This is a genomic window from Ideonella sp. A 288 (genome assembly GCF_002198735.1).
Classification (GTDB): Bacteria; Pseudomonadota; Gammaproteobacteria; order Burkholderiales; family Burkholderiaceae_C; genus Pseudaquabacterium.
Genome location: NZ_MWLO01000041.1, coordinates 1 through 12004 on the forward strand (window position 1 = coordinate 1; position 12004 = coordinate 12004).

The following is a 12004-nucleotide window of genomic DNA, read 5'->3' on the forward strand; positions in this document are numbered from 1 at the left end:
TGGGCGACCACGCCAAGAACCTGGCCGAGGTCATCATCTACATCGTCAAGGGCACTGACGTGCGGCACAACTCGCTCGAAACGGTCGAGTCGCTCGCCAAGTGAACCCACGGAGAGCCAGCCCATGAGCCGCATCGTGGTCGTCGAGGACGAGGCGAACATCGCCGAACTCATCGCCATCAACCTTCGACACGCCGGTCACGAGGTGACCCTGGCCGCGACGGCCGAGCAGGCGCGCTTCGAGATCGACGGTGCGCTGCCCGACCTGGTGGTGCTGGACTGGATGCTGCCGGGCCAGTCGGGCCTCGCCCTGGCACGCCAGTGGCGCGCAGCCGAGCGCACGCGCGACCTGCCCATCATCATGCTCACCGCGCGCAGCGAAGAGGGCGACAAGGTGGCCGGTCTCGAGGCCGGGGCCGACGACTACCTGACCAAGCCCTTCTCGACCAAGGAACTCATCGCCCGCATCCGGGCCGTGCTGCGGCGCCGCTCGCCGCAGGCCCTGGACGACATGCTGGAGGTGGCGGGCCTGCGGCTCGACCCGGTCACCCACCGCGTCAGCCACAAGGGCACCGAGCTGAAGCTGGGGCCCACCGAGTTCCGCCTGCTGCACTTCCTGCTGACCTGTCCCGAGCGCGTGCACAGCCGTGCCCACCTGCTCGACCGGGTGTGGGGCGACCACGTGTTCATCGAGGAGCGCACGGTGGACGTGCACATCAAGCGCCTGCGCGAGGCGCTGGCACCGGCGCAGGCGTCGTGGATGATCGACACCGTCCGCGGCGCCGGGTACCGGCTCACCCAGCACCCGAGCCCCGTGTCGGCGTGAGCCCGGTCGATCGGCCCTCGGCGTGTCGCCCGTGTCGATGAACTGGATGCTGCCGCAGGTGCTGGCGTCCTGGGCCGCGATGGCCGCTGGCGCCTGGCTCGGTTGGCTGGGCGGGCGGGCGATGGGCGCGGCCTCGGCCGGTGCTGCGCTCGGCGCGATGGGCGCGATGGGCCTGGCGATGGCCGTCGACGGCCTGCGCGCGCGGCGCCTGATGTCGTGGCTGCGCGGTGGCACGGACGCCGAGGCGCCGCGCATCGGCGGCCTGTGGGGCGAGATCGCCTACCGGGTTGAGCGCTCGCAGCGGCAGCGCGATCAGGCGCTGGTCAACGAGCAGCGGCGCCTGAGCGGCTTCCTGTCGGCCATCGAGGCCTCGCCCAACGGCGTGCTGCTGCTCGACGAGGGCGACCACATCAGCTGGTGCAACGCGCTGGCCGCCGACCACCTGGGGCTGAATCCGCAGCGCGACCGCGGCCAGCCGATCACCAACCTGGTCCGCTCGCCGGCGTTCGTGGCCCACCTGCAGGGCGGCCACTGGCTCGAGCCGGTGGCCCTGGGTCTGCCGGGCCGCGAGGGCTCGCTGCTGGTGTCGGTGCGGGGCCATGGCGACGGGCAGAAGCTGCTCGTCACCCAGGACGTCACCGAGCGGCAGCGCGGCGACGCGATGCGCCGCGACCTGGTGGCCAACGTCTCGCACGAGATCCGCTCGCCGCTCACGGTGCTGTCCGGCTTCATCGAGACCATGCAGACGCTGGCGCTCAGCGAGGCCGAGCGCGGGCGCATGCTGTTGCTGATGCAGCAGCAGTCGGAACGCATGCAGGGGCTGGTGGCCGACCTGCTGGTGCTGGCCAAGCTGGAGGGCGGCCCGCGCCCGCCGATCGACCGCTGGGTGCCCCTGGCCGACCTCATGCAGCAGGTGGCGGACGATGCGGTGCAGATCTCCGGTGGGCGGCATCGCGTCGAACTGGCCGGTGGCGAGGCGCTGGCGCTGGCCGGATCGCAGGCCGAGTTGGTGAGCGCGGTGACCAACCTGGCGACGAACGCGGTGCGCTACACGCCGGATGGGGGCCACATCCGCCTGTCCTGGTCGCTGCGGCCGGACGGGCAGGCGTCGATCGAGGTGCTCGACACCGGCATCGGCATCGCCCGTGAACACCTGCCACGCCTCACCGAGCGCTTCTACCGTGTCGACAGCAGCCGCTCGCGCGAGACCGGCGGCACCGGCCTGGGCTTGGCCATCGTCAAGCACGTGGTGCAGCGCCACGGCGGGGTGCTGGAGGTGGACAGCGTGCTGGGCGACGGCTCGTGCTTTCGACTCGTGTTGCCGCCGAGCCGGGTGCGCCGCGAGCCGGTGGACTGCGCCGTGGCCTGAGCTCGCAGCGCGCAGCGCGGCTGGGCCGCGGCGGCGTCAGGCGCGATCGGCAAAATGCCGCGCCACCTCGGCGGCCACCCAGTCGCCGGCATCGAGCGTCAGGTCGTGGCCGGCCCCCGGGTGCACGGACATCGGGCAACGCCACCGCAGCGCCAGCGCCTGCGAGCAGCGCGCATCGACCAGCCTGTCGGCCCGGCTGCACAGCAGCAGCACGGGCACCTTCGGCGCAGCGGCGTCCAGGCGGAACCGCGAGGCCGCCACCAGCTGGCGCAGCGCATTGGCCACGCTCACCGGCCGCTCGCGGCGCAGCGCCACCCAGGCCGGCAGCACGGCCCGGCGGCGCGAGGCGTCGTTGCTGGTGAGGCCGAGGATGAGCGCTTCCGCGCCGGAGGCATCGGTGACGGCCGCAGAGCGCAGCAGGGGCCACCAGGCGCCCGGCCGCAGCCGATGGTGCAGCGGGCTGATCGGCCGCAGGCTGGTGTTGATGAGCACGCCGCCGGCCACCTCGTCGGCGTGGGCCTGCATCCACGACGCCACCACCATGCCGCCCAGCGACACGCCGAGCAGGTGCAGGGGAGGGCGCACCCCCAGGCGGTCGAGCGCCGCGCGACAGGCCTGCCGCATCGCGTCCACCCGCAGCGGGCTGGCCTGGCCGTTGAGCGTGCCGTTGCCGGGCAGGTCCAGCGGCACGATCCGGTCGCCCGGCATCGCCGCCTGGAGCTGCGGGATGAAGTCGCCCCAGTGGCCGCTCTCGCGCGCCAGGCCGCGCAGCAGGACCCAGGTCTTCATCGCCCGGGCCTCTGGCGGTACCAGCGCGCCAGGGCGCGCTCGCGCAGTGCCGGCCGGTCCGGCCCGCTGGGTCGCCAGCGGCCGTGGCTGTAGGCGGCGCGCATCAGGAAGTCGAGCAGCCCCACGTGCCGCCGCAGCACGCGCTGCCGCCGGTGCTCGATCAGCGGGTTGAAGATGCCGTGGCGCGAGAACATCTGGCGCGGGTTCTTCTTCACCCAGAGCCACGAGCCCATCTCCAGCGTCAGCGGCAGCAGCACGCCGCCGCCGGCGTCCAGCGAGCGCAGGTACAGGTGGTCCCACAGGTCGCCGTGCGACAGGTACTGCAGGCTTTGCGGCTCGAATACGTAGCGGTGGTGCAGCAGGGTCTGGTCGAGCAGGGTGCCCAGCGCGTGCAGCTCGGGCAGGTGCTCCACCGGCCGTGCGGTGTGGGCATGCGGGAACCACAGCCGATCGGTCAGGCCGAAGCCCGAATGGCAGTCGATGCACAGGGCAAAGGCGTGCGGCATCAGCTCGCGCTCGACCACGTCGCACAGCGCCTGCGCTTCGGCCTCCATCGGCGCGCCGGCCACGCCGCGGTACCAGGGCAGCCCGGGGCCGATGCGCTGGCCGCCCAGCAGCCAGGGCGGGCCGTGCTCGCTCTCGACCGGTGAATTGCGCATCAGGTCCACGCCCTGCGGGTTGGCGCGCGTGCCCCGCCACAGCCCGCCCGGGTTGACCAGGGGCATGAAGACCAGCCGGATGCCGTCGAGCATGCGGTGCAGCGAGTCGTCCCAACGCAGCCGGGACACCAGGCTGCGCAGGCAGGACAGTGCCACCTCGGCGCCGATGCGCTCGAGGCCGTGCACGCCGCCGAACACACCGACGGCGGGCACCGCGGGGTCGGGGTTGCCCAGTGTCAGCACGTGCACCGGGAACACACGGGGCCCACAGCGCACCTCGCAGACCACACGGCAGTCCAGCGCGCTGCCCGCCTCGGCGGCCAACTCCAGCACTTCGGCCAGTTCGGGCGGGCCATCCGGGTGCTCAGCCATGGGCGAGGCATCGCCCGCGGACAATGCCGGCGACGCCGATCACCGACATGCCGCCGTCACATCGCGGCGCCACACTGCGGCGTCCGGTGCCTCGTGAAGGATGACCATGCCCCCCGTTCCGCTGCGTGCGATCGCCCATTGGCCCGTGGTCGTGGCCGCCCTGGCCAGCGGGCTGCTGGAGTGGACGGCCTTGACGCGCCGGCGGGTGGCCGATCGCTGGCAGCGCCGCGCCCGGCGGCAGCTGCACTGACGACGGCGCGCCCCGGGGCGGCTCACCGCCGCACACCCGCGCGCCGCGCCCGCGGTGCGGTGGGCGGCGTGTCCAGCCCGGCGTCGCCCGCGGGCGGCTGCCAGGCCGCCAGGGCGCGCAGCAGCGGTCGCTTCTTCGACTGGTGCGACTGCATGCGCTGCAGGATGTCGGCCAGCATGCGCATGGCGTCCAGGATGTGCGGCCCCTTGTTGAGCATCACGCATTCGGCGCGTTCGCCCATGGCGGCATCGGTGATCTCGGCCCGCGTCGGCAGCCCCGTCTTGGCCAGCGTCTCGAGCACCTGGGTGGCCCAGACCACCGGCACGTGCGCGGCTTCGCAGGCCCACAGGATCTCTTCCTGCACCTCGGCCAGCCGCTCGTAGCCGCACTCGACCGCGAGATCGCCGCGGGCGATCATCACGCCGGCCGCGCTGGCCCCCATCGCAGCGAAGAGCATCTCGGGCAGGTGCTCGAAGCCGCGCCGGGTCTCGATCTTCAGGATCACGCCCGTCTTCGCGGCGCCCAGGGTCTGGAGCTGGTGCCGCAACTGCCGCACGTCGTCGCCTGACTGCGCGAAGGACAGGCCGACCAGATCGGCCTGCGCGGCGACCACGGCCAGGTCTTCCAGGTCTTTGTCGGTGAGCGCGGGCAGGTCCAGCGCGGTGTCGGGCAGGTTGATGCCCTTGTCGGCGGCCAGGCCCTCGCCGCCGTCGCGGGCCACCGTGATGCGCAGTTCCACGCCTTGCGCGGTGCGGCGGCGCGCCACCGCACCGATGCGGCCGTCGTCGAACCAGACGCGGTCGCCCTTGCGCACGGCGTCCAGCGCCTGCGGCAGGGTGCAGGCCAGCACGGCCGCCCGGCGGGTGCGTCCGCCTTCGGTGCGACCGGGCCCCCCGGGTCCGTGTCCCATGCCGTCGCGCACCAGGTGCAGGGTGTCGCCGCGGTGCAGGCGCAGTTGTCCGGGGGTCGCCGGCAGTCCGTCGATGGCCGTGTCGCGGAGGGTGGCGCCCTCGCGGCGCAGCCGCAAGGTGGTCTGCGGTGTGATGAAAGCGGTGCGGGCGCCTTCGACCAGCACGCCAGACTCATGTCGGTCGACCACGCCGAGCTTGCGCTTGACGCCCCGCGCGTCTTCCAGGTCGATGCGGTCGCCCACGCGCAACTGCGCCAGCCAGGCGGCGCGCACGCCCAGGTGGTGGGGCGCACCGGGCACGAGCCCCGTGCTGCCCATGGCGCGCAGGCCCAGGCGCGCCGGCTGCTGCAGCCGCCCCAGGGCATCGCGGGTCGGCTTCAGGCGCAGCACGATGGGCCCGGGCTCGATCGGCCCGGTGCGCAGCTTCGGCCCGGCCAGGTCCATCAGCACGCGCACCGACCGCCGGGCCTGGCGCGCAGCCCGGCGCACCTGCCGGCACATGGCCAGCCAGGCGGCAGCGTCGTCGTGCGCGCAGTTGATGCGGGCGATGTCCATGCCGTTGGCCACCAGGGCCTCGATCAACGCCGGGTCGCTGGCGGCCTCGCTGGGCAGCGTGACCATGATGCGCGCGGCGCGTTCGGCCGGGGCCGCGCCGAACAGCGCGTCGGCATGGCGGGCCAGCAGGGCGGGGCCGCGCTTCTGGCCCACCGGCTCGTCCGAGGTCTGCGGCGTCCACTCGCGGCCGGCCAGCACGTGCAGGATGCCCAGCACCTTGTCCAGGTTGGCCAGCACATGCGTCTCGGCCCGCCCGAGCGACGACACGCCGATCCAGGCCAGGCGCTCCTGGAGTTCGCGCAGGTCCACCCGCCGCAAGGCCAGGTAGTGCGCCAGGTTCCTGGCGCTGGGCAGCTTGCCGGGGTCGATGTCGCTGGCCCGGTCGCCCAGCCGCGCCTCCGCCGCGACCATGGCCGCGCGCAGGGATTGCAGCTTGCGGATCAGCGTGTCGCAGACCGTGGCGTCCCAGGCACCGTGGCCGGGTCGTGCAGTGACGGGGGTGTCCATGGCAGGTGGCAGGGGTGGGCGTGGACGGTTCTCGCTGCGCCGCGTGACGGGGAGGGTGAGGCGTGCGCTCGACAGGGCAGAGCTTGCCGCCGCCATCGACGCGGTGCGTCGTCTTGGGTCAATGCCTGCCGATGTCCTTGACCGCATGCGCCAGCGACAGCTTGTCGAGCGACTGCATCGGCAGGGCCAGCATCAGCTCGATGCGCCGCTTCAGGGTCAGGGCCACGTCGAAGAACAGCTTCGACTTCTGGGCCTCGGTGCCCACGAACGAGGCGGCGTCGGGCACGCCCCAGTGCGCCGAGATCGGCTGGCCCGGCCACACTGGGCACACCTCGCCGGCGGCGGCGTCGCAGACGGTGAGGACGAAGTCCAGCTTCGGTGCGCCGGGCGCGGCGAATTCGTCCCAGGACTTGCTGCGCAGGCCGTCGACCGGCACCGCCAGCGTCGTCAAGGTGGCCAGGGCCAGTGGATGCACCACGCCGCCGGGCCGGCTGCCGGCCGAGAAGGCCCTGAAGCGGCCTCGGCCGAGCGTGTTCATCAGGGCTTCGGCCATGATGGAGCGGGCCGAGTTGCCCGTGCAGATGAAGAGCACGTGGAGGAGCGGGTCGGTCATTGGAGCCACTTTGGGTCGTTTCATTCGGGTGTTGGGCGCATGCGCCCCGACAGCGGTCGGCCCGGGTGCGTCGAGACGTCCCGCCGGGGCGGGTCGGGCACGCGCCCACGGAGACCACGGCTATCTTGATGCTCCGCCATGACGGTTTCGTGAAACCCCGTCGTGGCATGACCCGGCGCGCACGACCGTGTGGTGTCGAACCCGATCGGTGCCGGCGGCGTCACCGCGATGTCACGTCAGCTTCACTGCACCGTCACCGTCGCGGTGAAACATCGGCGACATGGACAGCCACACCCCTCTCGAACAGTCCTCCGGCACCCGGGTGCACGACCGCCGGTCGTCGCCCGCCGAGGCCCCGCCACTCGAGGCCGTCTGGGCCCGCCACGCCGACGAGGTGCGCGAGGCCCAGCGCCTGCGCCACCGCGTCTTCGTCGGCGAGATGGGGGCGACGCTGTCGCCTCCGCCGGGCACCGAGCCCGGGCTCGACGTGGACCTCTACGACGCCTACTGCGAACACCTGCTGGTGCGCACGCTGCCGACCAGCCATGCGCCGGCCCGCGTGGTGGGCACCTACCGCGTGCTGACCCCCGCGGCGGCGCGCCTGGTGGGCGGGCTGTACACCGACACCGAGTTCGACCTGGTGCGTCTGGCCGGCCTGCGGCCGCGGATGGCCGAACTGGGCCGCTCGTGCACCGACGCCGACTGGCGCAGCGGCGCGGTGATCCTGCTGCTGTGGTCGTCTCTGGCCGAGTTCATGCATCGCAACGGCCTGGACCTGATGATCGGCTGCGCCAGCGTGCCGATGCGCGACGGCGGCCACGCCGCGGCCAGCCTGTGGCACCAGTTGCGCCAGGCCCACCTGGCCCCCATCGAGGAGCAGGTCAGTCCGCGGCTGCCGCTGCCGGTGGACGACCTGCGCGGCGACCTGGCCGTCGAGCCGCCGCCGCTGATCAAGGGCTACCTGCGCTGCGGCGCCAAGGTGCTGGGCCCGCCGGCCTGGGACCCCGATTTCGGCACCGCCGACCTGCCGCTGATGCTGAGGTTGAGCGACCTGCCGGCGTCGTACCGCCGGCGCTTCCTGCGCGGCGGCTGAGCGCCGAGGGGCCTGGGGTGACACCCGGTGCAACCCGGCTGGCCACGACGTCCGGCCGGCCCCAGTCGCCGGGTGAGGAGATCGCCAACGCGGTGAGCCATGGCCTGGCCTGCCTGCTGTCGGTGGCGGGCTGGCCCATGCTGGTCGAGCATGCGGCGCGGCAGGGCACCCCGCTCGACGAGGCGGCCGCCGCCATCTTCGTCGGCACGATGGTCCTGCTGTACGGTGTGTCGGCGCTGTACCACGCGCTGCCCATGGGCCAGGCCAAGGGCTGGCTGAACCGCCTGGACCATGCGGCGATCTACGTGTTCATCGCCGGCAGCTACACGCCGTTCACCGTCAGCGCCCTGCACGGCGGCTGGGGTTGGACGATGTTCACGCTGGTGTGGTCGCTGGCCGCCCTGGGCGTGGCCGTCAAGCTGCTGAACCGGCTGCGTCACCCGGTGGTGTCGACCGGCCTGTACCTGATCATGGGCTGGTCGGCGGTGCTCGCGGCCGCCCCGGCCGTGGCGCAGATGTCCGGCGGCGGACTGGCCTGGCTGATGGCGGGCGGGCTGTGCTACACGCTGGGCGCCGTCGCCTTCCTGCTGGACCACCGTGTGCGCTACGCTCACTTCGTCTGGCATCTCTTCGTCGTGGCGGGCAGCGCCTGCCATGTGCTGGCGGCCATGCGGCACCTGCCCTGAGCAGGGCGGCGCCCGCCGCGGCGGCGCCTGTGTAGCACCGACACGCCGTTGTCACATGCGGCGGGCACCATGGTGCGCCGCGGCCCCGAGGGTCGACCCAACCCACCGATCGACATGGCCAGCGCGAAGGCGTCACTCCCCTATGGTTCCGACGACAACGGGCTGATCTGCGGCTACCTGTTCCGGGAGGGCGGCGCCGGGCAGCCGGTGGAGGCGTCCGCCGCCATCGAGTGGCTGCGGTCCGGCCCGCCGCAGCCGTCGGGCGTGGCCTGGCTGCACTTCAACCTGTCGCACGCCCGGGCCGAGGCCTGGCTGCGCGACCACGCCGAGCTGCCCGACGAGTTCTTCGCCGCCCTGCGCGAAGGCTCGCGGGCCAGCCGCATCCACCGCGACGGCGACACGGTGTTCGCGGTCATCAACGACGTCACCTTCGATTTTTCGTTCGACGCCGCCGAGCTGGCCACGCTGTGGGTCAGCGTGCGCCAGGGCCTGGTCGTGAGCGCGCGGCGGCACCCGCTGCGCAGCGTCGACCGGCTGCGGGCCTCGGTCAAGCGCGGCGAGGTGTTCGATTCCGGCATCGGCCTGCTCGACCACCTGCTGCGCGACCAGGCCGACGAGTTGCAGCTCATCGTGCGCAAGGCCGGCGAGCGGGTGGACGACATCGAGGACGCCATGCTGGCGCGCCACGCCGGCCGCCATGGCACCGAGCTGTCGCAGCTGCGGCGCCTGGCGGTGCGCCTGAACCGCCTGATGTCGCCCGAACCCGGCGCGCTGCAGCGCGTGGTGGCCAACCCGCCGTACTGGGTGCAACCGCCCGACGCGCAGCGCCTGCGCGAGGCCGGCGACGACTTCGGCGTGGCCCTGCGCGACGTGGCCTCGCTGCAGGACCGCATCAAGCTGCTGCAGGACGAGGCCTCCAGCCGTGTGGCCGAAGAGAACAACCGCAGCCTGTTCCTGCTGACGATGGTCACCGTGCTGGCGCTGCCCATCAACCTGAGCGCCGGCCTGCTGGGCATGAACGTCGGCGGCATCCCGCTGGCGCAGCACCCCGAGGGCTTCTGGGTGGTCGTCGCCGTCATCGGGGCGTTCACCGCGGCCACCGGCTGGCTGGCCTGGAGGCGGCTGGCGCCGCGCGACTGACACGCCGGCCGAGCCCGATCTGCGCGGCTGATGGCAACATCCGGGCCGTGCACCGCGGCGTGCACGGCGACGGCGGCCGACGCCAGCCCGGGCGCCTGGGATGCGTCGGGCGACACGGATGTCCCCAGGCAGTGTCAGGCCCTGGGTGTCCAACAGCCGGCGCCGTTGAAGCCAAAGACCGCGTGATCGAGGAAACCCCCTGATGGCCGATGCCTTGCCCCTGCTCAGCTCCGAATCCGTGCGCGAGGCGCTGCGTGCGCGGCGCGAGATCGCCCTGGTCGACGTGCGCGAGGAAGACCCCTACGCGCAGGAGCACCCGCTGTTCGCGGTGCAGTTGTCGGCCGGGCGCCTTGAGCTCGATGCGCCCTGGCGGCTGCCGCGGCGCGATGTGACGATTGCCGTCTACGACGACGGCGAAGGCCTGGCCGAACCCTCGGCGCGCCGGCTGCAGGCGCTGGGCTACACCGGCGTGCACCTGCTGGCCGGCGGCCTGGAGGGCTGGCGCCGCAGCGGTGGCGAGCTGTTCCGTGACGTCAACGTGCCCAGCAAGGCCTTCGGTGAACAGGTCGAGCACGAGCGCCACACGCCCTCGCTGCCGGCCGACGAGGTGAAGGCGCTGATCGACGGCGGCGCCGACGTGGTGGTGCTCGACGCCCGCCGCTTCGACGAGTTCCAGACCATGAGCATCCCCACCGGCACCAGCGTGCCCGGCGCCGAACTGGTGCTGCGCGTGCGCGACCTGGCCCCGAACCCGCGTACCCGCGTCATCGTCAACTGCGCCGGCCGCACCCGCAGCATCATCGGCACGCAGTCGCTGGTCAACGCCGGCATCCCCAACCCGGTGGCCGCGCTGCGCAACGGCACCATCGGCTGGACGCTGGCCGGCTTCGAGCTCGACCGCGGCCGCCAGCGGCGCTTTGCCGACACGGCCAGTGTCCCCAGCGACGCCCACCGTGCCACCGCACAGCGCGCCGCGCAAGCGCTGGCCGACCGCGCCGGCGCGCGGCGGCTGGACGCCGCCGGCCTGGCCGCCTGGGCCGCCGACGCCAGCCGCACCCTGTACCGCTGGGACGTGCGCAGCCCCGAGGACTACGCCGCCGGCCACCTGCCCGGCTTCGGCAGCGCCCCGGGCGGGCAACTGGTGCAGGAGACCGATGTCTTCGCCGCGGTGCGCGGCGCGCGCATCGTGCTGGCCGACGGCGGGCCCAGGCTCGACGGCGTGCGCGCGCCGATGACCGCGCACTGGCTGGCCCAGCTGGGCTGGGAGGTGGCCTGGCTCACCGACACCGACCCCGCCCAGTTCACCGCCACCGGGCCGCACCAGCCCGACAGCACGCCGGCGCCCGCGGTGGCCACCGTCACCCCGGCGCAGCTGGCCGAACAGCTCACGCAGGGCGACACGCTGGTGCTGGACGTGGGCACCAGCGCCGCCCACGTGAAGGGCCATGTGCCCGGCGCCTGGTGGGTGCTGCGGGTGCAAGGGGTGCTGGGTCTGGCGAAGGCGCTGGAGCAGTCGCCGGCCGCCCGGCGCATCGTCGTCACCTGCGGCAACGGGGCGCTGGCCCGCTTTGCGGCGGCCGACCTGGCGCGGGCGACCCGCGCCCCGGTGGCGGTGCTCGACGGCGGCACCGCCGCCTGGGCCGCCGCGGGACGACCGCTCGAGGCCGGCGACGCCCGACTGCTCAGCCCGCGCATCGACCGCTACCGCCGCCCCTACGAGGGCACCGACGCGCCGCGGTCGGCAATGCAGGCCTACCTCGACTGGGAGTTCGGCCTGGTGGCGCAACTCGGCCGCGACGGCACGCACGGCTTCGAGGTGCTGGCGGCAGGCTGACCGCGCACACGCCTCGGCCTGTCAGCCGCCGCGCAGGCGCTGCACCAGCGCGTCGAAGGCCGGGTCCGCCGCGGCGGGCCCCGCCCCCGTGGTGCACAGGCTCGCCAGCAGGCGGCGCAGCGTCTCGGGTTGCGGTGTCAGCGGGCCCGCGAAGCGCAGGCGCTCGGCGTCGTAGACCACCAGCGTCGGGAAGGTCTCGATGTCGAGCTCGTCCACCAGGTCGGCCTCGTCCTCGATGTCGACCCAGCGCGGGGCATGGGCCTGGCCGCGATCGACGAAGTCGGCCACCACGCCACGCAAGGTGTCGGCATACGCATCGCAGGTGCGGCACCAGGCCGCGCACAGGCAGGCCACGTGCAAGCGCTGGCCAGTCGGGGACGGGGGTTGGGGGTCGGGCATCAC

At 73.5% G+C, this 12004-nt stretch carries 12 protein-coding genes and 1 pseudogene; 8 read left to right on the top strand and 5 right to left on the bottom strand.

The window, feature by feature from the left end; all coding sequences use genetic code 11:
* The 3 genes and pseudogenes from EOINJALH_RS30905 to phoR form a co-directional block, all read left to right on the top strand.
* Positions 1 to 104 (top strand): annotated as a pseudogene (locus EOINJALH_RS30905) (phosphate transport system regulator PhoU); the annotation flags it as partial.
* Between the two features lie 19 nt (positions 105 to 123).
* Positions 124 to 825 (top strand): phosphate regulon transcriptional regulator PhoB, encoded by a 702-nt coding sequence (phoB, locus tag EOINJALH_RS02010; protein ID WP_088278642.1) that lies wholly within the window; start codon positions 124 to 126, stop codon positions 823 to 825.
* Between the two features lie 22 nt (positions 826 to 847).
* Positions 848 to 2194, top strand: a complete 1347-nt coding sequence (gene phoR / locus EOINJALH_RS02015; protein WP_234413625.1) for a phosphate regulon sensor histidine kinase PhoR — start codon at positions 848 to 850, stop codon at positions 2192 to 2194.
* A gap of 36 nt (positions 2195 to 2230) precedes the next feature.
* Here phoR and EOINJALH_RS02020 read toward each other — a convergent pair whose 3' ends face one another.
* Together EOINJALH_RS02020 and EOINJALH_RS02025 are read right to left on the bottom strand one after the other, a co-directional pair.
* Positions 2231 to 2983 carry an alpha/beta fold hydrolase gene (locus EOINJALH_RS02020; protein WP_088278643.1) on the bottom strand — a complete coding sequence of 251 codons (753 nt, stop codon included), beginning with the start codon at positions 2981 to 2983 and terminating at the stop codon, positions 2231 to 2233.
* A complete protein-coding gene (locus EOINJALH_RS02025) occupies positions 2980 to 4014 on the bottom strand; it encodes a M14 family zinc carboxypeptidase (RefSeq protein WP_088278644.1) in 1035 nt (344 codons plus the stop codon). Before EOINJALH_RS02025 ends, EOINJALH_RS02020 begins: the two co-directional genes overlap by 4 nt.
* Positions 4015 to 4120: 106 nt before the next feature.
* On the opposite strand from EOINJALH_RS02025, the gene EOINJALH_RS31565 reads away from it, so the two are divergent.
* Entirely contained in the window at positions 4121 to 4264 is a 144-nt protein-coding gene (locus EOINJALH_RS31565; protein ID WP_158219616.1) for a hypothetical protein, read from the top strand.
* 22 nt (positions 4265 to 4286) lie between these two features.
* Here the strand turns inward: EOINJALH_RS31565 and EOINJALH_RS02030 are convergent, their stop codons facing one another.
* Positions 4287 to 6236: a pyruvate kinase gene (locus EOINJALH_RS02030; RefSeq protein ID WP_088278645.1), complete on the bottom strand. Its 1950-nt coding sequence runs from the start codon at positions 6234 to 6236 to the stop codon at positions 4287 to 4289.
* 118 nt (positions 6237 to 6354) lie between these two features.
* On the bottom strand, positions 6355 to 6849 hold the full coding sequence (locus tag EOINJALH_RS02035; RefSeq protein WP_088278646.1) for an arsenate reductase ArsC: 495 nt from the start codon (positions 6847 to 6849) through the stop codon (positions 6355 to 6357).
* Positions 6850 to 7129: 280 nt separating this feature from the next.
* Between EOINJALH_RS02035 and EOINJALH_RS02040 the strand changes: the two genes are divergently transcribed.
* The 4 genes from EOINJALH_RS02040 to EOINJALH_RS02055 all read left to right on the top strand — a co-directional run bounded on the left by EOINJALH_RS02040 (position 7130) and on the right by EOINJALH_RS02055 (position 11602).
* Positions 7130 to 7942, top strand: a complete 813-nt coding sequence (locus EOINJALH_RS02040; protein ID WP_088278647.1) for a GNAT family N-acetyltransferase — start codon at positions 7130 to 7132, stop codon at positions 7940 to 7942.
* Between the two features lie 17 nt (positions 7943 to 7959).
* Positions 7960 to 8628, top strand: coding sequence for a hemolysin III family protein (locus EOINJALH_RS02045; RefSeq protein ID WP_234413626.1), 669 nt, complete (start codon positions 7960 to 7962; stop codon positions 8626 to 8628).
* 114 nt (positions 8629 to 8742) lie between these two features.
* Positions 8743 to 9768: a transporter gene (locus EOINJALH_RS02050; RefSeq protein ID WP_088278648.1), complete on the top strand. Its 1026-nt coding sequence runs from the start codon at positions 8743 to 8745 to the stop codon at positions 9766 to 9768.
* A gap of 202 nt (positions 9769 to 9970) precedes the next feature.
* Positions 9971 to 11602 (top strand): rhodanese-like domain-containing protein, encoded by a 1632-nt coding sequence (locus EOINJALH_RS02055; protein ID WP_088278649.1) that lies wholly within the window; start codon positions 9971 to 9973, stop codon positions 11600 to 11602.
* A gap of 21 nt (positions 11603 to 11623) precedes the next feature.
* On the opposite strand, the gene EOINJALH_RS02060 is transcribed toward EOINJALH_RS02055, so the two are convergent.
* A partial coding sequence (locus EOINJALH_RS02060) for a thioredoxin (RefSeq protein WP_404872724.1) occupies positions 11624 to 12004 on the bottom strand: 381 nt, incomplete at its 5' end.